A 24,159-nucleotide genomic window follows, 5' to 3' on the forward strand; every position below is an offset into this window, starting at 1 on the left:
CGCGGCTAGGCCGGCTCCGTCCCGCCCTTGCGCGCCATCCAATCCTCGAGCGTCGGCGTCGGCATCTCGAAGCGGTCGCGGATGGTCGAGCAGGTCGAGCCGCCGAGGCGGGCGATGGCGTCGAGCCGGGACGGGTCGATCCGCAGGCGCTCCGCGTCGACCACCTCGGCCTGGAAATGCGCGTAGACGATCTCGCCGAGGATGATCTGGCGCGCTTTGCCGATCTCCAGGGTGGTGTGGCGCCGGCACTCGAAGGCGGCGGGCGCCTCGGCGATCCAGGGCGCGGCGATCACCGTGCCGGGCACGGCGGTGAGCCCGGCTTCGGCGAGCTCGTCGGTGCCCGCGGGAAAGCCCACGGCGCAGACATGCATCGCCTCGGCGATGGCGTGGCTGACGATGTTGACGGTGAAGACCTCCGTCAGCCGGATGTTGCCGGCCGTGTCCTTGAAGGACATGTCGGGATGGTTCTCGACGCCCAGCGCCAGGATCGGCGGATCGTGCGACAGGCAGTTGAAGAACGAGAACGGCGCCGCGTTCACCCGGCCCTCGGGATCGACCGTCGTCACCAGGGCGATGGGCCGCGGCACGATCGCCCCGATCATCAGCTTGTAGCGGTCGCGGGGCGAGAGCACGCGGAAATCGAACGTCACCGTCCCCGCAGGCGCAGCGGTTGTCCCGCCGGTCATGCCTGCCCATCCTGCGGGCCGGAGGAGGCCCGCAGCCGCGCGCCCCAGGCGTCGAGGATCGCGGCGGCCTGCGGCGCGCCATGCTGCTCGGCGGGCAGCGCCCGCTGCTCGACCGGGGCGCCGGCCTCCGCCCGCAGGGCGTCCGGGTCGACGGGATGGCGTTGCGCCCGGGTCAGCCCCGCGAAGGCGGTGCCGGCATCCTCCATGGAGGCGGCGTAGTAGAGCCGGGAGATGCCGACCACGCTCATCGTCGCCACGCAGAGGGCGCAGGGCTCGCAGGAGGTGTAGAGTTCGCAGCCCCTGAGATCGAGGCATTGCAGGCGCGAGCAGGCGTCACGGATCGCCTCGACCTCGCCGTGGGAGGTCGGGTCGAACCGCGCCCGGGCGCGGTTCAGCCCCTCGCCGACGATCTCCCCGTCGCGCACGATCACGGCGCCGAAAGGCTCGGTGCCGGGCTCGGTCAGGGCGCGCTCGGACAGGGCGATCGCCCGTTTCATGAAGCGTTCGTCGTACATCCCCGTCCTCATCCCGGCTGACCGGTGGTGCCGAAGCGCAGGCCCTTCTCCTTGAGCCAGCGCCGGTAGACCACGGAGGACTTGTCGGCGCGGGTCGGAATCTCGTGCCGGGGCTCCAGCGGCAGGCGCAGGGGTCGCTGGTTCTCGACGATGATGCGGTCCTGCAGGAAGATGACCTGCTCGAAGTTCAGGAGCGCGGTGTGCGTCGAGACGTCGTCGACGAGGTACATCACCGCCTGCGCCCGGCATAGCTCCTCCTCCATCGGCTGGATAAACAGGGCGATGGCGTCGAGGCGCGTCGGCGCGGTCGGGCAGACCCGGTAGAGCATCACCACGAAGGGCGAGGGCACCCGGTAGGTCAGCCGCACGAAGTCGCCGCTCGACTCGGTGGCCGCGATGCGGGGCTGGAAGAAGGTGCAGTTGGTGGCCCAGACCTCGTCCACGTCCCGCCGGATCTCGGAGGCGTAGGCCGGCACCTCCGTATGCGGCTCGGCCCCGAGGATGTCCGTGTGGACGAAGGGGAAATGGGCCATGTCGAGGAAGTTCTCGACCACGCGGGGCGCCGAGGTGCGCAGCTTCACCCAGCCGCAGGGTACGAAGCGACGGTCCGCCTCGGCGGCCTCCTCGATGACGAGGAGGTCGCGGTTGGGCTGGCCCAGCGTCGTCCAGAGGCAGCCGTAGCGCTCCCGGGCCGGCAGGGCGGGGCCGAGGCTGCCATCCGCGGCCCGCTCGCGCACGAGGAAGGCGCCGTCCTCGCGCCGCTCGGAGACGATGTCCTGGCCGAGAAGCCGCGTGGCGCGGGGCCGCGCCGTCACCTCGGCCGCGGTCTCGATGGCGTACCACTCGTTCAGGGCGACGGGGTCGGTGGTCTTCATCGCTCGGTGCTCCTCGGGCCCCGGGTGTCTCGAACGGCACGGCCGACGGGCGGTCGCGGCGGCGTCACAGCGGCTTCCCCGGGGCCGCGCCCGAGGCCGCGAGCGCCGCCTCGGCCTGCGCGAAGAGCTTGCCTTCGTCGAGGCCGACCAGCTCGCCCTTCCGCCAGACGATGCGGCCGTTGATCATGGTCAGGTCGACGGGCGCGCCGATCCCGACCCGCGGGATCAGGCTCAGGGGATCGTGGCGCGTGCCGACATAGTCCATCCGGCGCGTGTCGATGGCGAAGAGATCGGCGGCCATGCCGGGCGCGAGCCGGCCGATATCGTCGCGGCCGAGCACCTGCGCGCCGCCGGCGGTGGCGTAGGCGAGGAAGTCCGCCGCCGGCGGAACGGGATGGGCGCGCTTCGCGGCGACGAGGCACTGCAGCATGTAGGCCGAGTGCAGGCAGTGCATCAGATTGGAATTGTCGTTCGAGGCGGCGCCGTCGCAGCCGAGGCCGAGCTTCACGCCGAAAGCGGCCATGGCCGGGATGTCGGTGACCTCGGCGCCCACCAGGTAGACCGGCTCCGGGCAATGCGCGACGCCGGTGCCGCTGCGCGCGAGGGTGCGCAGCTCGTCGTGGGTCAGCTCCCAGCAATGGGCGTAGAAGGCGTCCGGCCCGGCAAAGCCGAGCTCCGCGCAGTAATCGACCGTGCGCATCCCGTGGCGCGCCTGGATCACCGCGCTCTCGCCCTCGCCGACATGCGTGTGCATCATCACCCCGCGGTCCCGCGCCAGGGCGACGGATTCCACGAAGGTCTCGCGGTAGCAGTTCACCGGCTGGCAGGGCGCCACCACGACCCGGCGCATGCCGAAGCGCCCCGCCTCGTGATAGCTGTCGATCAGCCGCGCACAGTCGCCGATGAACTCGTCCGTGGTCTCCAGCATCGCGTCGGGGATCGTCGAGCCTTCCGACTTCGGCAGGGTGTTGCCGCCGCGGCCCGCGTGGAAGCGCAGGCCCAGCAGCTCCGCCGCCTCGAACTGGCGGTCGATCAGGCGCTTCCCGGCATGGCGCGGAAAGCAGTACTGATGGTCGAGCGCCGTGGTGCAGCCATGCTTGATCAGCTCCGCCATGGCGGTGACCGAGGAATGGTAGAAGCAATCCTCGTCGAGCCGGGAGAAGACCGGATAGATCCGGTCGAGCCATTCGAGCACCGACAGCCTGGTCCAGTCGAGCTCGGCGCGGTTGCGCACGAAGCACTGGAAGAAGTGGTGATGCGTGTTCACGAGGCCCGGATAGACGAACCACCCTTCCGCGTTCGTGACCGCGACGCCCTCGGCGAGCGGCCCATCGGCCAGCCCCTGGCCGATCGCCGTGATCGCCGGGCCCTCGATCAGGATGTCGACGTCGCGCAGCACTTTGGGTCCGCTGCCGTCGTCGCTCACCACGGCGGCGCAGTTCTTCAGGAGGTGGCGCACGGGCGGCATCGGCAGACTCGATCTGAAATTCGGGAGCGGAGAGGCCGCCCGCCCCTCACCGCACGTCGCGGTGATAGGGGCGGGCCAGGGCGGCGGGCTCGGCGAAGAAGGGCTTCAGCCGCTGCCAAGCGACCACGGGCAGGATGATGAAGGCGATAGTGCCGAGATAGGGCAGCATCGAGAGGATGGCCGGCGCCACCGGCCAGCCGCGGGCTTGGCCGACGAAGCCCAGGGCCGTGATGATGCCGAAGATCAGCGCCGCCCCCACCGCCGTGAGCGGCCGGTAGCCCGCGAAGATCACGAGCGCCACCGCGATCCAGCCGCGGCCGGCCACCACGCCCTCCGACCAGGACGGCACGAAGGCGAGGGTGAGATAGGCGCCGGCCCCCCCGGCCAGGGCCGCGCCCAGAGCCACGTACCAGAACCGGATCGCGGTGACGGGGATGCCAGAGGCGTCGGCGGCGGCGGGATTCTCGCCCACCGCCCGCATGTTGAGGCCGTGGCGCGTCTTGAACATCAGCCAATGGATGGCCACCGGCAGGAGACCGTAGATCAGGTAGACGAGCAGGTTCTGCGAGAACAGCGCCTGCCCGACCACCGGCAGGTCGCTGAGATACGGGATCGGCACGCGCTCGAACACGGCCCTGGCCGGCGAGCCCGCATAGGGGCGCCCGAGGGTCGCGGCGAGGCCGGTGCCGAGCAGGGTGAGGGCGAGGCCGCACAGCACCTGGTTGGCCCGCATCAGGACGGTGGCCAGGGCGAACAGGCAGCCGAACAGGAAGCCGGCGGCGAGCGCCGCCAGGAAGCCGAGCGTCGGGCTCGCCGTCGCCGAGACGGTGGCGATGCCGGTGAGCGCGCCCATCGCCATCAATCCCTCGACGCCGAGATTCACGACGCCGACCCGCTCGGCCAGAACCTCGCCGAGGGCGGCGAGCGCCAGAACGCCGCCCGCCAGCACGGCGGTGGCGAGAATGCCGGTGATGATCTCCATGGCGATCCCCTCAGGCGGCCCGCGCCGGCTGGCGCACGAGCTTGTAATGGGCGAGCTCGTCGCCGATCGCAGTGAAGAACAGGATCAGGCCCGTGGTCGCGAGCACGGCGCTGGTGTTCAGGCCCTGGGCCGACAGGATGATGCCGGCGTTCAGGAGCGTCGCCATCAGCGCCGCCGTGGCGAGCACCGCGAGGCAGGAGCCGCGGGCGAGCACGGCGACCATGATGCCGAGATAGCCGTAATTGTTGGAGATGCCGCCCTGGAGACGGTGGGCGGTGCCCGACAGCTCGATCATGCCGGCGAGCCCGGCGATGGCGCCGGAGAGCAGCATCACCGCGATGATGCGGCGGCGCACGGGGATGCCGGCATAGATCGCCGCGCCCGGATTGGCACCGGCGACGCGGACCTCGTAGCCGAAGCGGGTGAAGCTGAGGAGCAGGGCCACCCCGATCGCCACGGCGACCGCGATCGGCAGGCCCCAATGCAAAGCGTCGCCCAGGGCCGGCATCTCGTAGGGCACCCGCGCCGTCGCCGCGAGTGCGGCGCCGGTCTTGTCCCGCCAGGGCCCGGTCGCGACCCAGGCCACGAGCAGGGCCGCGACGAAGTTGAGGAGCAGGGTCGTGATCAGCTCGTTCACCCCGGCATAGGCCCGGGCCAGGGTGGGCAGCAGGATCCACAGCGCCCCGGCCACCATGGCCGCGGCGGCCATGGCCGGGAGCATCGCGGAATCCGGCCCGTCCAGGTGAAGCCCGACCGCGGTCGCCGCCAGGGCGCCGACGCTGAACTGGCCCTCGCCGCCGATGTTCCACAGCCCGATCCGCTGGGTGATCGCGACGGCGATGCCGGTGAGGATCAGGGGCGTGAGCAACAGTCCCACATCCTCCAGGCCCTCCATGGAGCCGGTCGCCGTCGTCAGGAAGTCGGCTCCCATGGCGACGGGCGCCCGGCCGCCCACCGCCAGCACGAGGCCGACGCAGAGGAGCGCGATCAGGATCGCGAGGATGCGTCCCGTCAGGGCCGCAGCGGCAGTCGCCGAGGGCATGCGTTGGAGGCGCCAGTTCATCGTGTCGATCCGCCGTTACGCTTGCATCTGCCGCTGCCCGCCCATCATCAGGCCGAGCGTCTCGATATCGGCCTCGGCCGCAGGCACGGTGCCCATGATCCGCCCGTTGAAGAGCACGGCGATGCGGTCGGAGAGTTCGAGCAGTTCCTCCAGCTCCTCGGAGAACAGCAGCACCGCCTTGCCCTCGTCGCGCAGGGCCGCGATCAGCGAAAGCAGGGTGTCGATGGCGCCGACATCGAGGCCGCGGCTCGGATAGGCCGCCACGAGGACGCGATCGGCGATGCGCACCTCGCGCCGGGCCACCAGGCGCTGCTGGTTGCCGCCGGAGAGGTTGCGCACCGGCATCTCGAAGCTCGGGATCGCGACCTCGGCCGCCTTGGCCATGGCGCGGGCGACCCGGCCCGCCGCCCGCGGCCGGAACAGGCCGAAGCCCCCGATCGGCGGTTTGCCGTATTCCCGCAGGACCGCATTGTCCGTGATGCTCAGGGAGGGCGCGAGGCCGGAGCGCAGGCGGTCCTCCGGGATGTGGCCGATGCCGAGTTTGGCGAAGGCCGCCGCGTCCCCCGCCTTCGCCGCCTTCCCGTCGACGAGCACCGTGCCGGCCGTGATCGGGCGCATGCCGGTGATGACCTGGCTCAGCTCGCGCTGGCCGTTGCCGGCGACGCCCGCGATCCCGAGGATCTCGCCGCCATGCAGGCCGATGGACAGGTCGTGGAGCGCCGGGAGGCCGCGATCGTCCAGGGCGTGGATGCCCTTCAGCTCAACGAAGGGCCGGGGCGAGACCGCCAGGTCCGGCCGCCGCGCCCGCGTCTTGCGCAGGGTGATCTCGTGCCCGACCATCAGCGCCGCGAGGCTGCGCTCCGTGGCGCCCGCGGCCGGCTGCGTCGCCACCTTGCGGCCGCCGCGCAGCACGCTGATGCGGTCGGCGATCTCGATCACCTCGTCGAGCTTGTGGCTGATGAAGATCACGCCGTTGCCCCCCTCGCGGAAGGCCCGCAGGGCGCGGAACAGCTCCTGCGCCTCCTGCGGCGTCAGCACGGCGGTCGGCTCGTCGAGGATCAGGATGCGGGCCGAGCGCGCCAGCACCCGCAGGATCTCCACCCGCTGCTGCTCGCCGGCGGAGAGGTCGCCCACCCGCGCATCCGGCCGCACCGCGAGGTTGAAGCGCTCCGCCAGCGCCCGGGTGCGCTGCTCCAGCACCGCGGCGGAGGCCCGCCAGGGCGTCTCCGGCCAGCCGAGATGGACGTTCTCGGCCACGGTGAAGGCCGGCACCAGCTTGAAATGCTGGTGGACCATGCCGATGCCCGCCGCGATCGCCGCCTGCGGGGTCGGCAGGTCCTGGGCGTAGCCGTCGATGATGATGCGCCCGGCATCCTGCTTGTAGATGCCGGTGAGCACGTTCATCAGCGTGGACTTGCCGGCGCCGTTCTCGCCGAGCAGCGCATGGATCTCCCCCGGCATCACGTCGAGATCGACGGAGTCGTTGGCGAGGACGCCGGGGAAGGTCTTGGTGATGCCCTGCAGCTCGACCAGGGGCGGCGTGCCGGGCGGATACCCGGTCCTGCCGTCCTCGGCCTCGATCGCGGGGAGCGGGGCTTCCGCCCGGGCGAGCGCGAGGGCATTCATCGGGATCAGGCTCCGAGACCGGCCACGCCTTCGATCGACCAGTCCCAGCTGTAGAGCTCCATGTCGGTCATCGCCTTGCCGGCCGGGACGCGGACCTTGCCCTTGTTGTCCTTGAGCTCGCCGGTGAAGGGGTTGTAGCCGGCGAGCATCTTCTCGCGCACGGCGTCGGCCTGCTTGGCCACCGCCTCCGGCACGCTCTCGCCCCACTTGTCGCGGTCGATGCCCCCGCCCAAGGGCAGGATGGTGCCCGTCGGCTGCCAGGTGCCGGCGAGGCGCTTGGCGACCTGATCGACGTAGAACTTCTTCCAGTCGCAGACGACGGAGCTGACATAGGCCTTCGGCCCGAAGCGGCGCATGTCGGTGTTCCACATGGCCGCCTTGATGCCGCGCTGCTCCGCGACCTGCAGATAGCCGGCCTCGTCCATGATGCCGAAGAGGAAGTCGCAGCCGTTGTTGGCGAGCGCCACGCCGGCCTGGGTCGCGGCCTGGGGGTCGAACCAGGAATTGATGGTGACGACCTGCAGCGTGGCCTCAGGCTTCACCGAGCGGGCCCCCATCAGGAAGGCGTTGGTGGAGGCGTAGCAGGAGGCGACGGGGAAGGAGGCGACATAGCCGAGCTTGCCGGTCTTGCTCATCAGGCCGGCGGCGACGCCGATCACGTAGGTCGGGTACCAGTGCGCGAGGTAGTACCAGCCCTGGTTCTCGTCGACGGTGGAGCCGTTGGCCTCCATCACCGCCACGCCCTTGGCGCGCTTGCTCACGTCCTTGAGGAAGTCGCCGTATTGCGAGGTGGCGAAGATGATGTTCGCCTTCTGCGAGACGAACTGGCGGAAGGTGCGGGTCGCGTCCGCGGAATAGGGGATCGACTCGACGAAGAGCGTCTTGGCCTGCGGGAAGGCGGCCTGGACGGCCTTCATGCCCTGGTCGTGGCTCCAGGTCCAACCCTCGTCGTTGACGGGGCCGACATGCCCGAAGGCGATGACCGCATCCTTCTCGGCGACGGGGGCGAAGCTGGCGGCCTGTGCCTGCCTGAGGGTGGGCGGGAGCAGAAGCCCGGCCCCGGCCGCGGCCCCGAGCCCAAGGAAGCGGCGCCGGTCGGGCGTCAAGATCTTTGCCATCGATGCAGTCCCCGTGGCGGGCGCTGGTTTCGCGCCCTGTGCAGGGACCGGAGCGGCAAGAAGCGTGCCTGTTCCGGGGAAGCGGGTCCCCACGGGAAGTCCGCCCGGCCCGCATCTCGGCCGCGTTGGTGCAAATCCTGCGATGCGCCCCCGGCCGCGCCCTCCCGGGGCACGGAAGCCGGAGTCGAGGCTCAGTGCAAACCTTCACGACCATCGTTTTCACCGGCCGCTTCCGGCCGGCGAGCTTTCGCGCCTTCGCCGAACACCGCGCCCATCTGCTCGATCTCGGCGCGCGCTTCGTCGAGGCGGGCCCGGAGCGGATCACGGTCGCCGTGTCCGGTCAGCGCGACTTCGTCGATGCCTTCGAGATGGCCTGCAGCCTCGGACCGATCGATTGCCTCGTCCTGGAGGTCGAGCGCGCAGATGCGTCCTAACACTTTGGATACAAGGAGATTTCTGGCATGAACGAGACGCCGGGGTGGTACGCCCTCGCCCTCTCCGCGGACCTCGATCCGGGCACCTCCACCGGGACGCGCCTGTTCGGCAACGAACTCGTCGTCTGGCGCGATCAGGCCGGCGCGGCCCATATCTGGGAGGACCGCTGCCCGCATCGCGGCATGCGCCTCAGCTTCGGCTTCGTGCGCGGCGACCACATCGCCTGCCTCTATCACGGCTGGCAATACGACACCGCCGGCCAGTGCCGCTACATCCCGGCCCATCCGGATCTCGAGGTCAGCCCGATGATCCGCACGCGCACCTACCGGAGCGTGGAGCGGAGCGGCCTGATCTGGGTGGCCTGGGAGACGGAATCCGATCCGCCGCCCGAGACTGCGGCGGAGTCGCTCACCGTCCTGCGCAGCCTGACCCTCGACGTGCCGGCCGCGAGCCTCCCCGACGCCTTCGCCGTGACGGAAGGGGCGGACGGGCTTCTGCGGGGCACCCTCGCCGGGCTTCCCGTGCGGCTCGCGGTGCAGCCGCTCGCGCCGGCGCAAAGCGCTGCCCACATTCTGCTCGACGGTCCGAGCGATGCCTTTACGAGCGCAGACCGTGCACGGGCCGCGCATGCCTGTGCAGCACTCCGCTCCGCGCTCGAAATGCGGGCAGCGTCATGAGCACGATCCTCTACGACTACGAACTCGACGAGAACGGCTACAAGGTCCGACTGCTGCTCGGCGCCCTCGGGGTCGCCCACGAGACGGTGGGCGTCGACATGTTCCCCGGCGCCGAGCAGACGCGCTCGCCGCTGATCGAGCGGAATCCGCTCGGCACCCTGCCGATCCTCGTGGACGGGGAGACGGTGCTGCGGGAGGCGGAGGCGATCCTCGTCTATCTCGCCCGCCGCCACGATCCGGCCGGGACCTGGCTCCCCGGGGAGCCGGGCGCGCTGGGGCAGACCATGGCCTGGCTCGTCTTCGCCGCCCGGGACCTGCAGGCCGCGACGCTCGCCCGCCGGACCGCGATGTTCGACGTGCCCGGCGACGCCGCTTCCCTGGAACAGGCGTCGCGGGCCGCCTTCAATGCCATGGAGGACCACATGGTCCTGCGCGGCATCGCCGGCAGACGCTGGTTCGTCGGCGAGAGCGCGACCATCGCCGACCTCGCCCTGTTCCCCGCCTTCGCGCTGAGCCGCGACCACGGCATCGACCACGAGGCCTACCCGGCCCTTCGCCGCTGGATGCGCGCCGTGCGCACCCTGCCGGGCTTCCGCACCATGCCCGGCATCCCGGACTACCACTGAGGATTTCATGACGATGAGAGTGTTCCCATGACGCCGGGTGCCGTCGACGCGGTCCTGCGGGGACTGAAGAAGGCGGGCGTGTCCGTCGCCTGCTACCTGCCGGATTCCCTGTTCAAGCCGCTCTATCCGGCACTCGACGCCGATCCGGATATCCGCACCATCCCCGTGACCAACGAGGGCGAGGGCGCCGCGATCTGCGGCGGCGTCTTCCTCTCGGGCAAGCGCGCCGTACTGGTGATGGAGAATTCGGGCCTGCGCGCCTCGGTCGAGCCCCTCGCCCGGATGGGGCTCGGTGCCGGCATCCCGGTGGTGATGCTGATGAGCTACCGGGGCGAACTCGGCGAGAACAATTGGTGGGCGATCCCCCACGGCATCACCATGGAGCCGGTGCTCCAGGCCCTGCGCGTGCCCTACCGCGTGGTGCGGGAAGAGGCGGAGGTCGAGCGCAGCATCGAGGACGCCTACGCCTCGGCCTACGCCTCCTACTACCACACCGCGATCGTTCTCGGCGGGAGCCTCGTGCGATGATGACACGCTACGACTGCATGAAGCTCCTCAGCCGCCGGCTGAAGGACGAGCTTGTCATCCTCTCCCTCGGGGGCAGCGTGGACGAGTGGTACGACGCCGCCCCGCACATGCGCGCGGCGAGCCTGTTCCAGCAGCAGCTCGGCTGCGTGACGCCCCAGGCCTTCGGACTCGCCGCGGGCCTGCCCCACCGCCGCATCGTCTCCCTCGACACGGATGGCGGCCTGCTCTTCAACCTCGGCATCCTGGCGACGCTGGCCAACGAGCAGCCGAAGAACCTGTTCGTCGTCGTCTGGGACAACCAGTGCTACCAGTCGATCGGCGGCCCGCCGACCCACACCGCCAAGGGCCGGGTCGATCTCGCCGGCATGGCCCGGGGCGCCGGCATCGAGCACGCCTACACGGCCCGCGACCTCGACTCCTTCGAGCGGCATTGCGCCGAGGGCCTTGCCGCCGACAGCCCCTACATCGTCGTCGCCAAGGTGGACGGCACCGTGCGGGCGGGCATCAAGCGCAAGCACAGCGACGGGCGCGAGGACAAGTACATCTTCGTGCGCCATGTCGAGGCGACCGAAGGCATCGTCATCATGGGCCCGAGCGAGCACAACTGATGCTCACCGACGCCGATGAGGGACTGAAAGCCGCCTACGACATCATCGTCGTGGGCGCCGGCACCGGCGGATGCGTGGTGGCCGGGCGGCTCGCCGCCGCCGGCCTCCAGGTGCTGCTGGTCGAGGCCGGCCCGCGGGACGAGGCGCATCCCGCCGTCGCGGATGCGGGCGCCTGGGTGAGTCTGCTCGGCGGCCCCCTGGATTGGGGGCTCGCCTACGCGCCGGGGCCGCAGATTGGCGGCCGCGTGGTCCCGATCCCGCGCGGCCGGGTGCTGGGCGGTTCGAGCAGCATCAACGCGATACTGTGGAACCGCGGGCACCGCGCCGATTACGACGCCTGGGCCGCCGCCGGCGCCACGGGCTGGGACTTCGACAGCATCCTCCCCTTCTTCAAGCGGGCGGAGGACTGGGAGGGCGGCGAGACGGCCCTGCGCGGCGCCGGCGGGCCGCTGCGCATCGAGACCGCGCGCGATCCCCATCCCGTCGCCCGCGCGCTCGTGGAAGGGGCGGCCGAGCTGGGCTTCCCCGTCCTGGCCGACGCCAACGGGCCGGACATCGCTGGGGCCGCCTTCGCCAACCTGAACCAGCGGGCCGGACGGCGCTGGAGCGTGGTGGACGGCTATATCCGCCCCCTCGCCGGCAATCCGAACCTCACGGTGCTGACCGGCTCCGCCGCCCTGGAGCTCACCTTCGAGGGCTCGGCCTGCACCGGCCTGCGCCACAGCCTCGACGGCCGCATCGTCGAGACGCGGGCGCGCCGGGAGGTCGTGCTGGCGCTGGGCGCCATCGAGACGCCGCGCCTGCTCATGCGCTCCGGCATCGGCGATCCGGAGGACCTCGTCCGCCTCGGGCTGCCCCGGCGCCTGGCCCTGCCCGGCATCGGGGCGAACCTGCAGGACCATCCCCTGCTGATGGGCGTGAATTTCCGCGTCGAGAAGGCTCTCGGGCCGGTGCGGGACAATGGCGGCGGGGCGCAGCTCAACTGGCGCAGCCGCGACGGGCTCGCCGTGCCGGACCTCCACGCCTTCGTGGTGCAGGGCCCCCATGCCGGCCCGGAGATCGCCGCCGAATACGGCGTTTCCGGCCACGTCTTCGCGGTCTCGCCGGGGCTGATGGGCTCGCGCAGCGTCGGCTTCCTGCGGATGGAGAGCGCCGCCCTCGACGGGCCGGTCACGATCCAGCCGAACTACCTCGCCGAGGCGGCCGACCGCGATGCCCTGATCGCTTCCCTCGACACGGTGCTGGCGCTCGCCGACACGGCGCCGTTCCGCCGGCTCGGCGCCGTTCCGCTCTCGCCCCCGCGGCGGCTGACGCGCGCGGAGGCCGGGCGCTTCGTGGAGCGGACCTGCTCCACCTTCTTCCACACCTGCGGCACCTGCGCGATGGGCACCGGGCCGGCCGCCGTGGTCGATCCGGCCCTGAACCTGCATGGGGCGACGGGCCTCCGCATCGCCGACGCCTCCGTGATCCCGCTCATCCCGACCTGCAACACGCAGGCCCCCGTCGTCATGATCGCCGAGCGCGCCGCCGACCTCGTCGCGGCCGCCGCCTGAAGAGTATCGTCATGAGTACCGACCGCATCCTCGCCGCCGACCTCGTCCTCACCATGGATGCGGAGAACCGCGTCCTCACCGACGGCGCCGTGCTGGTGCAGGGCAACCGCATCGGCGCCGTGGGCAAGCGGGAGGAGCTGGTGGCGGCCCATCCCGCCGCCGCCCTCGTGCGCCTGCCGGACCGCCTGCTGATGCCGGGCCTCGTGAACGCGCACATGCATTCCGGCTTCCTGCGCGGCACCGCCGAGCACCTGCCGGTCTGGGACTGGCTGCGGCTGCACATCAACCCGATGCACCGGGTCCTGAACGCGCAGGAAGCCGAGGCGGCCTCCTGGCTCTGCTACGCGGAGAGCGTGCTCTCGGGCACCACGACGACCCTCGACATGTGGCGCTTCATGGAGGGCAGCGCCAAGGCGGCGGAGGGCATCGGCAACCGCCTCGTCTGCGTGCCCTATGTCGGCGAGCACGCGGATTACGACTACTTCGACCGCCTCGACGACAACGAGGCCCTGATCGAATCCCGCCACGGCAGCGCGGAGGGACGCATCTCGGTCTGGGTCGGGCTGGAACACCTGTTCTACGCCGACGAGGCGGGCCAGCGCCGGGCCATCGAGATGGCGAAGCGGCACAACACGGGCTTCCACACCCATTGCAGCGAGGCAGAGGTCGAGGTCGCCGAGTTCGAGCGGCGCTATGGCTGCCGGGCGATGTTCGCCCTCGACAAGCTCGGCTTCTTCGAGGCGCCCAAGGCGCTGATCGCCCATGCGGTCTGGCTCGACCTGGCGGAGGTGGCGCTGATCGCGGGGCGGGGCGTCGCAGTGGCGCATAACCCGGTGAGCAACATGAAGCTCGCGAGCGGCATCGCCCCGATCGAAGCCATGCTGAAGGCCGGCGTCGCGGTCGGGCTCGGCACCGACGGCGAGAAGGAGAACAACAACCTCGACGTGTTCGAGGAGATGAAGACCGCCTCGCTGCTCGGCAAGCTCAAGAGCCTCGACGCCGCCGCCCTCGATTCCTGGCAGGCCCTGCGCATGGGCACGATCCTCGGGGCGAAGGCGCTCGGGCTCGATCACGAGATCGGCTCCCTCGAGGCCGGCAAGAAGGCCGACCTGATCGCGGTTCGTACCGACACGCCGCGCATGACGCCGCTCTTCGGCGAGGGGCCGTATTTCAACCTGCAGCACAATCTCGTCCACGCGGTGCGCGGCTCGGATGTCGACCTCACCATGGTCGACGGACGAGTCGTGGTGCAGGACGGCCGCCTGCTCGGCACGGATCTGCGCGGCCTGATCGACCACGTACGCGGCCTCGCGCCGGGCCTCTTCGCCCGCCGCGCCGCCTGGCTCGCCGAGCACGAGACCGGCACGGTGCAATGGACCGGCCCCGGCGCGTGAGGCCATGGAACGGAGCCGGCGCGGGCGGCGACGCCCCCGCGCCGGGAGAGCGAGGAGGGACAGGGACATGACGCTCGAACCAGCGATCCGGGATGAATGGTATGTGGTGGGCGCACTGGCGGAGTTCGGCCGGGGGGAGACGCGGACGCGTCTCCTCGGCAGCGACCTCGTGATCGAGGCCGGATCGGAGGGCGATCCTCCGTCCGTGCGCGAGAGCGGCGGCCGGGCGCTGCCGGTGCGCTGCCGCTACGGCTATCTCTGGACGAGCCTCGGGGATCCCGCCCGCGAGCCGCCCGCGATCCCCGAGACGGAGGAGACGGACCGGCGCCACGTCGTCTGCGGATCGGTGCAGGTGCGCGCCTCGGGCCTGCGGATCATCGAGAACTTCCTCGACATGGCCCATTTCCCCTTCGTCCACACGGACATCCTGGGCGCCGAGCCGCATACGGAGGTGCTGCACTACACCACCGAGATCCGGCGGGACATCGACGAGGTCTGGGCGACGAACTGCCAGTTCTTCCAGCCGCAGGCGGCTCTCTCGGCCACCACCGGGATCATGACGCAGTACCAGTACCGCGTCGCCACCCCGCACGTGACCATGCTCTACAAGACCTGCCCGAACGCGGCGAACCGCTGGGACGTGATCTGTCTGTTCGTGCAGCCCCTCGAACCGGGGCTCTGCAAGGTGCACCCGGTCATGTTCCTGATCGACGACGTGTCGCGGCTGTCCGATCTGGTGGGCTTCCAGCAGCTCATCTTCCTGCAGGACCGCATCATCCTGGAGAACCAGAGGCCGGTGCTGCTGCCGCTGGAGCCGAAGGCCGAGATTCCGACCCGCGCGGATTCCTCGTCGGTCGCCTATCGGCGCTGGCTGAAGGAGAAGGGCGTCGTCTACGGCACCACCCTCGCCGCCTGAAAAGAGAGCGGCCTCTCCCGGCCGTGCGGGCCGGGAGAGGCCTTCGTTCCTGCCGTCATGGTCGCCGGCCGCTCAGTTGATGGCGGCCGCTTCCTTCACGACATCCTGTCCGGGGCGCGAGACGCGGACCCGATCGCCGACGCGGCTGATCTCGACCGCCTCGGCGGCGTTCCCCTCGGCGCGGGGGGTCGAGAAGGTCACGCTCTGGTCGGCGGCGAGCACCGTCTCGAAGCGGACGGCCGGGGCGGCAGCGCGCGGCGCCAGGGTGACGACGACGCGGTAGCCCTTCGCCTCCGGGGTGTAATAGGCGACGCCCGAGAGCGTGCCGAGATCGACGCTGCCGGCCTGAACGGCCCGGATCTCCGCGGCATCGGCGGCCGAAAGGCTGCCGGCCAGGGCGAGGATGGCAGCGAGGATGGTGTTTCGGATCGTCATGGTCTTGGATCTTTCCCTTGTCGCCAGGGCCCGATGCCCTTGCGTCTGAGGCGAATATGCTGTGCACCGCAGCATGTATCAAATCGATCCGATTGCTGATGACTATCGATCATAATGATCTGAGCAAGCTCGATCTCAACCTGCTCGTGGCCCTGGACGCCCTGCTCGCCGAGCGCAGCGTCACCCGGGCGGCGGCCCGGATCGGCATCGGCCAGCCGGCCATGAGCGCGAGCCTCGCGCGTCTGCGCCGCCTCTTCGACGACGACCTGCTGACCCGGGTGCCGGACGGGATGCGGCCGACGCCGCGGGCGCTCGCCCTGGCCGAGCCCCTGCGCGCGACCCTGCGGCAGGTTCAGGCGCTGGTGCGCCGGGACGAGGCCTTCGACCCAAGGACCGTGGAGCGGACCTTCACCATCAGCCTGCCGGACAGCGCCGAGATGCTGCTCGGCACCCGGCTCCTGGCCTATCTGCGGGCGGAGGCCCCGGGCATCCGCCTGCTGCTGCGCAGCTTCGACCGCAGCCGCATCCTGGAGGAGCTGGACACGGACCGGATCGACCTCGCCATCGGGCTCTCCTTCGAGGGCCAGCTCCACCACAAGCAGCGCCTGCTCTACCGCGACAGCTATGTCTGCCTGTTCGATGCGCGCCAGGTCGGGCTGACGCCGCCGATCTCCCTGGAGGATTACCTGCGCTTCCCGCACATCCTGACGAGCCTGCGCGAGACCGCCCATGGCGTCGTGGACGATGCCCTGGCCAAGCTCGGCCTGAAGCGGACGCTGGCGGTGACGACCCCGCGCTTCCTCGTCGTGCCCTTCCTGGTGCGCTCCGCCCCGGTCATCACCACGATGCATGCCCGGCTCGCCCACGACTTCGCCGGTGCCCTCGGGCTGACGGTGAGCCCCGTGCCGGTCCTCCTGGACGACGTGGCGATCTCCATGGTCTGGCACGCCTCCTACGACGACGACCCGGCCCATCGCTGGCTGCGGCAGGTCCTGGTCCGGCTGGCGGAGGAGACGCCGCCGGCGGCGATCGCGTAGCCCCGATCCGCAGGAACCCCCTGGCGGTCTTGCCGATTGGCTTGACCATAGGGGGCGAACGCCCCGGGCGGAGCGAGGGAGGCGATCCAATGCCGCAAGCGGGACGAGCCGGGATGGGGAGAACGGGCCGGAGCCTCATGGCCGGCGCGATCCTGTCGGCGATCCTCTCGGCCATGGCCGCGGGCGCGGTCCAGGCGCAGAGCGCCGCCAACCCCAACGACCAGCCGACCGCCGGGACGCTGCCTCCCGGCACAGACACCGTGAAGGGCGACGGGCACGCCGCCCATCGCCCGACGGGCGACGTCTCGGCCCCCAGCGCCATCCGGCCCTCCACCACCGTCGTCCCCTCCGGCAAGGGCAGGGCGGAGCGCACCAACCCCCTCGATCACCTCTCAGACCGCTTCAAGACCCGCAGCGGCACGGACGACCGATAGGCCGGCGCCGCCCGGACCACCGACACGAGGGAGGAAACCCATGGGATTGCTCGATCAGGTCATCGGCGGCGTGGTCGGCCAGGTGCTCGGCCGCGGGCAGCAGGGCGCCCTGTCGCCGATCGTGAAGGCGCTCCTGATGCTGCTCCTCGCCAAGGGCGCGAGCGGCGGCTTCGGCGACATCTTCGGCCGCGGCCATGCCGAGGCGGAGGGCGGCTCCCCTCCCCCGCCTCCCCGGCAGGACGGGGGCGACCTCGGCGGCTTCGGCGATGCGCCCCGCGGCGGCCCGGCGCCCGACGACAGCGATTTCAGCGATCTCGCGGGCATGCTCGACGGGCCGGGCGAGCGCGCTCCGGGCGCCGGTCCCTACGCGCATCTGGACCGGGAGCCGAGCGAGGAATCCGGCAGCGCCGGCGGATTGGACGGCCTCGTCGAGAGCTTCCGCCGCAGCGGCCTCGGGAACGTGATCGAATCCTGGATCGGTCCCGGCGGCAACCACGCCATCGCCCCGAGCCGGCTCGCCGACGCCCTCGGGCCGGATACCCTCGACAGCCTGAGCCGCGCCACGGGCCTCTCCCGCGACGATTTGCTGGCCCAGCTGGCGCAGGCGCTTCCGGGCGTCGTCGACCGGCTGACACCGCAGGGCCGTTTGCCCAGCGAAAGCGAACGCCGCGGCTGGTGAGACCGCCCTTCCTCTTCTAAGACGCGCGCATCGACCCGGCCTCCGGGAGAAACCCCGAGGCCCGGCCATCGATGATGCGCAACGTGACCGTCGTCCCGACGCAGGAAATCCTGCAGAAGCCGGGCGGCGCCTTCTTCCGCGGCGGCCCGATCTGGCCCTGGTGGGCCCTGCAGGTGCGGGCACGGCAATGCCGCGGCCTTCTGCCCAGGCCCGTCGATTCCCGCCCGCGCCCGGCCGGCCCGCCGGAGGCGATCCACGAGGAGGGCGCCTGGTGCGGCCCCCTCGTCGAGCATTACGGGCACGCCATCGCCGATTTCGGCATGCGCATCGCGGGCTCCGTCACGCGGTTCCCGGCGGGGATGCCCCTCGTCTTCTGCGCGCCGGCCGATCCGGGCTTCCGCGAGCCGGGCTATTTCCGGGAGATCCTCGCGCAGCTGCGCGTCGACCCGGCCCGGGTGCTCGTCGTGCGCCGGCCGGCGCTGTTCCGGCGCCTGCACGTCCTGCCCCAGGCCGAGCGGATGGACGGCGGCGGCCCGAGCGAAGCGCATCTCGACCTGATGGACCGGCTCACCGGCGATGCGCGGGCCGTGCCGAAGGACATCGGCGTCCTCTACGTGTCCCGGGCCGGGCAGCTCACCGGGCGGCTCGCGGGGGAGAGCTATCTCGATACGGTCCTGACCCGGGCCGGGGTCCGGGTCTTCCACCCGGAATTCTCAGGCCTGCCCGAGCAGGTGGCCTTCTATGCCCGCGCCCGCTCCCTCGTCTTCGCGGAGGGCTCGGCGATCCACACCCTGCAGCTGATGGGGCACCTCGGCGTCGAGATTGCCGTGCTGGTGCGCCGTCCGCGCCAGCGGATCGCGGAGGCCTCCCTGCGGCCGCGGGCCGATCGCCTGCGCTATCTCGATGCCCTGCACGGCATCGTCTACGGGCGGCGCCGCTCGGGCCAGACCTACCCGACGCGGGGCATCTCGGTGCTGCGCGACGACAAGGTCATCGCCTGCTTCCGCCAGGTGGGTGTCGATCTCGCGCCGTTCTGGGACGGCGACGCCTTCCGCGCGGCACGCGATGCGGACATCGCGGCCTGGATGGATTTCACGCGAAAACTCGCCCTGCATCCCCGGGCGATGGAGACGGCGCAGGCCTGCCTCCGCCATCTCGGGATCACGATCGAAGCCTGAGCCCGATCGCCAGTCGCCCCCTGCCCCGGCTGGCCGGGGTCAGACGCCCGCCTCGCTGCGGCGACCGGTGGGGGTGAAGGCCGAACTCGGCACGCTGCCGGGGGGCGTTGCTCCGATCAGGCTCATCGGAGCAGTGGCCGGGATCTTGGCGACGGGCGCCTCGTTGGCCGCGGGCTCGGCCTTCAGGGGCGTGAAGGTCGCCGCTGCGGCCTTGGCCGCCGCGAGATCCTTCGCGCCGAGCTTGGCCGCAACGTCGTCGCGCTTCTTGCCCGCTTCGTCGTCGCCCTGGGCCGCGGCGGCGGAGAACCAGGCATAGGACTGGACGAGATCCTGCGAGACCCCGAGACCGCGGGCATAGAGCACCGCGAGATTATACTGGCTGTCGCGCACGCCGTGCTCGGCCGCCTTGCGGAACCAGGTCGCGGCGGCGGCGAAATCCGGCTTGCCGCTGGCGGTCGGGTTCTCGGCGTGGACCACGGCGAGGTTGTGCATCGCCCGGATATTGCCCTGGTCGGCCGCACGGGCATACCAGAGCTTGGCCTGAGCCAGGTCGCGGGTGACGCCGGTGCCCTTGTCGTAGAGGCTGCCGAGCTTGAACTGAGCCGGGGCGTAGCCCGCCTGGGCCAGGCTCTGGAACAGCTTGGCCGCGAGCACCGCGTCCTTCGTCAGGCCGCGCCCCTCGGCTTCCCGCTCCGCGAGTTCCCAGATGGCCGCGCCGTCGCCGTCGAGGGCGGCCTGCTTCAGCCGGGCGAGGCCGGGGGGATGCCGGCGAGATCCGGCGCGAGCGCCGCGACCGTGGTGACCCGCGGCACCGCGCTGCGGCCCTTGTTGGACGGGGCCGGATCGCCCGCTTCCGGCTTGGCCTCGCTCGCCACCGGCTTGGCCGCGCGGTCCTCCGCTGGCGCGATCGACTGCGTCGTGGTCGGATCCGGGTTTGCGGGGCGGTCCGGGGCGTTCTGTGCCGGCGCCGTGGCGGCGGTGGCGGCCGGCCCCTCCGGCGGCGCGGAAGCGGCGACCGGGGTCTGAGCCGGCGCCTCCGGCTCGCCCATCGTCACCGTCCAGGCCTGGAGGGCGCCGAGCACGAGCACGATGGCGGCGAGCCCGAGCAGGAGCGGGCGCCGCCGCTTGCTGATCTCCGCCCGGAAGGCGGCCGTGCGGCCATTGTCGCCCGCCGGCATCGCGGGGGACGCGGCGTCCGCGCGGCCCGGCGTCTTGCCGGCACCGGCCTCCCGGTTCCGGCCGGGCGCTCCCACCTCCGCGGCGATGTCGGCCTGGGCGGCCTGGGCCGCGCGGCGGGCCGCGGCGATGAAGCTCGTCTTGATGTCGCCGCCGCTGGGCGCGCCCGCGGAGGCGGCGGCGGCATTGCGACCCGGCTGCGGGCGGGCGGCGCCGGGCTCCAGGAGCTCGTCGCCGAGATGCCCGATCTCGGTGGGGATGCGCGGTCGCTCCGGCCGCTTCGCCTTGGCGGCTCCCTCGTCCGCGGCGGAGGCACGGGGGGCGGGCTTCGGCGCGGACGGCTGCGGAGCGGCGGGGGTGTCGGATCCGAGGCGGGCGAGGAGCCGCTCCAGCGCCGTGTTGACGTTGTCCATGGTCGCGAACAGGCGCGCATCGGCCGCGTTCTGGCGGGCGCGCAGATCGGCGAGGTCGGCCCGCAGGGCCTCGCTGCCGGCGCCCTCGTGGCCGGATTGCAGCGCCTCGGCCACGGCCTTGCGCGCCGCCCGCTCCAGCGCGGCCTCCACCGCCCCGCCGTCGCGGAGCGCCGAGACCTGGGCGATCAGGTCGCCCATGGTGCGCTCGATCGTGGAGAGGGCCGGGTCGCCGCCGCGGCTGTCGAGACGCTGGGCCAGGGCGACGACTTGGCTCTCCAGGGCGTCGAGATTGGCGTTGCCGCCCGATTCCAGCCGGTCGATCTTCTCGGCTAGGTCGTGCAGCATGCCGTGAATCGAGGAGAGCTGGCCCTGCTGCGGCGCCTGGCTCCGGCGCAGCGCCTCGCCGAGATGGTCGAGCCGGCCGACGATCTCGCCGACGGGGTTGCTCGCCTGCTGCTCGCCCATGCGCTCGGCGAGCGCCTCGATCCGGTGCAGGAGCTCGGTCTCGCCCGGGCGGTCCATGCCGCTGCGGATCTCCTCGAGCAGCGGCTTCAGCTCGGCCACGCCCGCATCGGCGGCGCGGACCTGAAGCTGCGCGATCTGATCGCTGATCGCCTGCAGGCCGTGGGTGAGCCCCTGGATCCGCTCCGGACCGGCCAGGCCGCCGAGCAGGCGGCGAATCTCGTCGAGTTCGGTGAACAGCCCGTCGAGGGCGTCGCGCTCGGCGAAATTCGCCGGCGCGCCAGTGGCGAGGCGGTCGACCTTGTCGGCCAGCCGCTCCACCTCGCTGGAGAGCCGCGCATGCACGTTCTCGGCGACCTCGTCGGCCAGGCGCCCGACCTGGACCCGCATCAGCTCGATCGGCGCTGAGATTGCGGCCAAGTCGGCGGGCTCGCGCGCCCGCTGGATGTCGGAGGCGAGCGCCCGCATCGCCTGCTCCAGGGCGCCCACGTCCCGGCCCGTGGCCAGCGTGCCGATCGAGTCGCGCAGCTTGCCGGTTTCCTCGCGCAGGGCGCTGATCGCGGGCGAAGGCGCGCCGGGCACCGGCGCCGGGGCAGGCGCGGCGCTCGCATCGAGCTCGCGCTGACGCTTGCGCACCTCCTCCACGGCGCTCCGGACCTCGCTCAGCAGCGGCTGGCCGCGGCGGCCGAGGGCCCGCGGCCGGCCGATTTCCTCGCCGAGCTCGCTCACCCGCTTCTCGAGGGCGCCGATCGCCTCCGCGGCGGCCTGGGAGGAAGCCTGGCGCTGCTCGGCGATGGTGCGGTCGAGGGCGTCGAGGCGCCGCATCATCTCCGCGATCGAGGTGCCGACGGCATCGGCCACGGCCTCGTCGGACGTCGCCGAGGCGGGTGTCGGCGCCACGGCCGGCTTGGGCGCCGCACGCTCGCGGGTCGCCGGGACCCGGGCCGCGAGGTGCTGGTTCGGCGGAACGGTGGAGCGGGCGCGCTTGCGCGGGGTGGCCTTGGTGCCGGCGGCGGCCTTGGCGGGAACCGACTCGGTCGCCCCCTCGACCACGGAGGCGATCCACGACTCCACCGGCACCCCGGCGCGATGGGCGACCTCGCGGGCGGCTTCGAGCACCTCGGGATCGAGGCCCTCGAGAGTGGGGTTCGCGTTGCGACTCATCGTCAGACCCGGGGTCGGCGGCTTGGGCTCCGGTCCGAAAGGCAACCCAGACTCGCGCCGAAGGCTGCCGCAGATCGGACCCATTGGCTGCGACCTTTAACAATCTTGGTAAACGGCCCGTTAAGTCGCCTGGGAAAGACCGTTAAGCTTGTCGGGGCAGGCGCGCCGTACCCCCTTTACCGCGGCCCGGGGGATAGTTTACATATGAACTAAATCGCGTGGTTCCGGGTCGCCGACGAGGCGGGGCCGGACGGGAGGAGCGGACATGCCGAGTTATCGTGCGCCGGTCGAGGACGTGGTGTTTCTCTTGAACGACGTGCTCGGCTTCCACCGACACGACAACCTCCCCGGCTTCGCCGACGCCTCCGCCGACGTGGTCGAGGCCGTGCTCAACGAGGGCGGCAAGCTCGCCGCCGAGGTCCTGGCACCGGTGAACCTGAGCGGCGACCAGGAAGGCTGCACCCGCCACGAAGACGGCCGCGTGACGACGCCGAAGGGTTTCCAGGAAGCCTACACGGCCTATGCCGCGGGCGGCTGGATGGGCCTGTCGGTGCCGGAGGAATATGGCGGCCAGGGCCTGCCGCACGTCCTCAACACGGCGATCCAGGAATTCGCCTCGGGCGCGAACCTGGCCCTCGGCATGTATCCGGGGCTGACCCAAGGCGCCATCGCGGCCCTGCTCGTGCACGGCTCCGAGGAGCAGAAGCGCACCTACCTGCCGAAGATGGTCGAAGGCGCCTGGACCGGCACCATGAACCTCACCGAGCCGCATTGCGGCACGGATCTCGGCCTCCTCAAAACCAAGGCGGTGCGCAACGCGGACGGCTCCTACAGCCTCACCGGCACCAAGATCTTCATCTCGGCCGGCGAGCACGATCTGTCCGAGAACATCGTTCACCTCGTCATCGCCCGGATCGAGGGCGCGCCGGCCGGCACCAAGGGCATCTCGCTCTTCGTGGTGCCGAAGTTCCTGGTGAACGCGGACGGCTCGCTCGGCGAGCGCAACGGCGTGTCCTGCGGCTCCCTGGAGCACAAGATGGGCATCCACGGCAACGCCACCTGCGTCATGAACTACGACGGCGCTAAGGGCTGGCTCGTGGGCGAGGAGAATCGCGGCCTCAACGCGATGTTCGTGATGATGAACGAGGCACGGCTCGCGGTCGGCGTCCAGGGCCTCGGCCAGTCGGAGGTCGCCTACCAGAACGCGGTAGCCTACGCGAAGGAGCGCCTGCAGGGCCGCGCGCTCACCGGCCCGAAGGCGCCGGACAAGGCCGCCGACCCAATCATCGTCCACCCGGACGTGCGCCGCACCCTGATGCAGATCCGCGCCTTCAACGAGGCGGCCCGCGCCCTGATTCTCTGGACGGCCCTGCAATCCGACATCGCCCACCGCTCGCAGGATGCCGGCGAGCGCCGGGGCGCCGAGGACCTGCTCGGGCTGCTCACCCCCGTGGTGAAGGGCGTGCTGACCGACCGCGGCTTCGCCAACGCCGTCGAGGCCCAGCAGATGTTCGGCGGTCACGGCTATATCGAGGAATGGGGCATGTCGCAGTTCGTGCGCGATGCCCGCATCGCCATGATCTACGAGGGCGCCAACGGCATCCAGGCGATGGACCTGATCGGCCGCAAGCTGCCCAAGGACGGCGGCCGGGCGATGATGCTTTTCCTCGGCGAGGTGCAGACCTTCATCAAGGACCACGCCGAGACCGAGGCGATGAAGCCCTATACCGGCCCACTCCAGGCCGCCCTGAACGATCTCCAGGGCGCCGTGATGTGGCTGATGCAGAACGCCATGGCCAAGCCCGACCATGCCGGGGCCGGCGCCACCGACACCATGCATCTCCTCGGCCTCGTCGCCCTGGGCTACATGTGGGCCCGGATCGCCAAGGCCGCCCTCGACAAGGCGGGGGACCCGCGCATGGAGGCCAAGCTCGTCACCGGCCGCTTCTTCATGGAGCGCATGCTGCCCGAGACGGCCCTGCGCCTGACCCGGATCAAGGCGGGGGCGGACACCACCATGGCGCTCGCCGCCGAGGCGTTCTAACGAAGGTTCAACCCTCCCCCCTCCGCGGGGGAAGGTGCCCTGCGGATGCAGGGCGGGAGAAGGGCCG

24 protein-coding genes are annotated in these 24,159 nt (G+C 71.5%); 13 read left to right on the forward strand and 11 right to left on the reverse strand.

From position 1 onward, the window contains the following. Positions 1-5: 5 nt before the first annotated feature. From MFF21_RS13475 to MFF21_RS13510, 8 genes are all read right to left on the reverse strand, one after another. Complete coding sequence (locus MFF21_RS13475) at positions 6-686, reverse strand: flavin reductase family protein (protein WP_238311635.1); 681 nt, start codon at positions 684-686, stop codon at positions 6-8. After that, on the reverse strand, positions 683-1,201 hold the full coding sequence (locus MFF21_RS13480) for a nucleoside deaminase (RefSeq protein WP_238311636.1): 519 nt from the start codon (positions 1,199-1,201) through the stop codon (positions 683-685). The genes MFF21_RS13475 and MFF21_RS13480 overlap by 4 nt, the downstream gene beginning before the upstream one ends. Before the next feature lie 8 nt (positions 1,202-1,209). Then, entirely contained in the window at positions 1,210-2,076 is an 867-nt protein-coding gene (locus MFF21_RS13485; protein WP_238311637.1) for an aromatic ring-hydroxylating dioxygenase subunit alpha, read from the reverse strand. Positions 2,077-2,140: 64 nt separating this feature from the next. Further along, a complete protein-coding gene (locus MFF21_RS13490) occupies positions 2,141-3,544 on the reverse strand; it encodes an amidohydrolase (protein ID WP_238311638.1) in 1,404 nt (467 codons plus the stop codon). 46 nt (positions 3,545-3,590) lie between these two features. After that, positions 3,591-4,526, reverse strand: a complete 936-nt coding sequence (locus MFF21_RS13495; RefSeq protein ID WP_238311639.1) for an ABC transporter permease — start codon at positions 4,524-4,526, stop codon at positions 3,591-3,593. Between the two features lie 10 nt (positions 4,527-4,536). After that, complete coding sequence (locus MFF21_RS13500) at positions 4,537-5,589, reverse strand: ABC transporter permease (protein ID WP_238311640.1); 1,053 nt, start codon at positions 5,587-5,589, stop codon at positions 4,537-4,539. A 15-nt stretch (positions 5,590-5,604) separates the two neighbouring features. Further along, positions 5,605-7,215 (reverse strand): ABC transporter ATP-binding protein, encoded by a 1,611-nt coding sequence (locus tag MFF21_RS13505; protein ID WP_238311641.1) that lies wholly within the window; start codon positions 7,213-7,215, stop codon positions 5,605-5,607. 5 nt (positions 7,216-7,220) lie between these two features. After that, positions 7,221-8,333, reverse strand: coding sequence for a BMP family ABC transporter substrate-binding protein (locus tag MFF21_RS13510; protein WP_238311642.1), 1,113 nt, complete (start codon positions 8,331-8,333; stop codon positions 7,221-7,223). A gap of 194 nt (positions 8,334-8,527) precedes the next feature. On the opposite strand from MFF21_RS13510, the gene MFF21_RS13515 reads away from it, so the two are divergent. The 8 genes from MFF21_RS13515 (at position 8,528) to MFF21_RS13550 (ending at position 15,070) form a co-directional block, all read left to right on the forward strand. Further along, positions 8,528-8,767, forward strand: a complete 240-nt coding sequence (locus tag MFF21_RS13515) for a hypothetical protein (RefSeq protein ID WP_238311643.1) — start codon at positions 8,528-8,530, stop codon at positions 8,765-8,767. 27 nt (positions 8,768-8,794) lie between these two features. Beyond that, entirely contained in the window at positions 8,795-9,445 is a 651-nt protein-coding gene (locus MFF21_RS13520; protein WP_238311644.1) for a Rieske 2Fe-2S domain-containing protein, read from the forward strand. Beyond that, entirely contained in the window at positions 9,442-10,071 is a 630-nt protein-coding gene (locus tag MFF21_RS13525; RefSeq protein WP_238311645.1) for a glutathione S-transferase family protein, read from the forward strand. Before MFF21_RS13520 ends, MFF21_RS13525 begins: the two co-directional genes overlap by 4 nt. 27 nt (positions 10,072-10,098) lie before the next feature. Further along, entirely contained in the window at positions 10,099-10,599 is a 501-nt protein-coding gene (locus MFF21_RS13530) for a thiamine pyrophosphate-binding protein (RefSeq protein ID WP_238311646.1), read from the forward strand. Continuing rightward, a complete protein-coding gene (locus MFF21_RS13535) occupies positions 10,596-11,207 on the forward strand; it encodes a thiamine pyrophosphate-dependent enzyme (RefSeq protein ID WP_238311647.1) in 612 nt (203 codons plus the stop codon). The genes MFF21_RS13530 and MFF21_RS13535 overlap by 4 nt, the downstream gene beginning before the upstream one ends. After that, entirely contained in the window at positions 11,207-12,760 is a 1,554-nt protein-coding gene (locus tag MFF21_RS13540) for a GMC family oxidoreductase (protein WP_238311648.1), read from the forward strand. Before MFF21_RS13535 ends, MFF21_RS13540 begins: the two co-directional genes overlap by 1 nt. An 11-nt stretch (positions 12,761-12,771) precedes the next feature. Next, the gene (locus MFF21_RS13545) at positions 12,772-14,154 is read left to right on the forward strand and encodes an amidohydrolase family protein (protein ID WP_238311649.1); all 1,383 of its coding nucleotides are present in this window, start codon (positions 12,772-12,774) and stop codon (positions 14,152-14,154) included. A 67-nt stretch (positions 14,155-14,221) separates the two neighbouring features. Beyond that, on the forward strand, positions 14,222-15,070 hold the full coding sequence (locus MFF21_RS13550; RefSeq protein WP_238311650.1) for an aromatic ring-hydroxylating oxygenase subunit alpha: 849 nt from the start codon (positions 14,222-14,224) through the stop codon (positions 15,068-15,070). Positions 15,071-15,142: 72 nt separating this feature from the next. On the opposite strand, the gene MFF21_RS13555 is transcribed toward MFF21_RS13550, so the two are convergent. Continuing rightward, positions 15,143-15,505: a hypothetical protein gene (locus MFF21_RS13555; RefSeq protein WP_238311651.1), complete on the reverse strand. Its 363-nt coding sequence runs from the start codon at positions 15,503-15,505 to the stop codon at positions 15,143-15,145. Between the two features lie 98 nt (positions 15,506-15,603). Here MFF21_RS13555 and MFF21_RS13560 point away from each other — a divergent pair, with 98 nt between their 5' ends. The 4 genes from MFF21_RS13560 (at position 15,604) to MFF21_RS13575 (ending at position 18,833) form a co-directional block, all read left to right on the forward strand. Then, positions 15,604-16,542 carry a LysR family transcriptional regulator gene (locus MFF21_RS13560; RefSeq protein ID WP_238311652.1) on the forward strand — a complete coding sequence of 313 codons (939 nt, stop codon included), beginning with the start codon at positions 15,604-15,606 and terminating at the stop codon, positions 16,540-16,542. A 137-nt stretch (positions 16,543-16,679) separates the two neighbouring features. Then, positions 16,680-16,976, forward strand: coding sequence for a hypothetical protein (locus MFF21_RS13565; protein WP_238311653.1), 297 nt, complete (start codon positions 16,680-16,682; stop codon positions 16,974-16,976). A gap of 40 nt (positions 16,977-17,016) precedes the next feature. Continuing rightward, positions 17,017-17,655, forward strand: coding sequence for a YidB family protein (locus tag MFF21_RS13570; RefSeq protein ID WP_238311654.1), 639 nt, complete (start codon positions 17,017-17,019; stop codon positions 17,653-17,655). Between the two features lie 71 nt (positions 17,656-17,726). Next, positions 17,727-18,833, forward strand: a complete 1,107-nt coding sequence (locus tag MFF21_RS13575; RefSeq protein ID WP_238311655.1) for a glycosyltransferase 61 family protein — start codon at positions 17,727-17,729, stop codon at positions 18,831-18,833. A gap of 39 nt (positions 18,834-18,872) precedes the next feature. Here the strand turns inward: MFF21_RS13575 and MFF21_RS24060 are convergent, their stop codons facing one another. Continuing rightward, on the reverse strand, positions 18,873-19,487 hold the full coding sequence (locus MFF21_RS24060) for a tetratricopeptide repeat protein (RefSeq protein ID WP_238311656.1): 615 nt from the start codon (positions 19,485-19,487) through the stop codon (positions 18,873-18,875). Positions 19,488-19,573: 86 nt separating this feature from the next. After that, the gene (locus MFF21_RS13585) at positions 19,574-22,048 is read right to left on the reverse strand and encodes a hypothetical protein (protein ID WP_238311657.1); all 2,475 of its coding nucleotides are present in this window, start codon (positions 22,046-22,048) and stop codon (positions 19,574-19,576) included. A gap of 265 nt (positions 22,049-22,313) precedes the next feature. Here MFF21_RS13585 and MFF21_RS13590 point away from each other — a divergent pair, with 265 nt between their 5' ends. Further along, positions 22,314-24,092, forward strand: coding sequence for an acyl-CoA dehydrogenase C-terminal domain-containing protein (locus MFF21_RS13590; RefSeq protein WP_238311658.1), 1,779 nt, complete (start codon positions 22,314-22,316; stop codon positions 24,090-24,092). Positions 24,093-24,159: the final 67 nt, after the last annotated feature.

It is taken from the genome of Methylobacterium organophilum, from assembly GCF_022179465.1.
Lineage (GTDB): Bacteria > Pseudomonadota > Alphaproteobacteria > Rhizobiales > Beijerinckiaceae > Methylobacterium > Methylobacterium organophilum.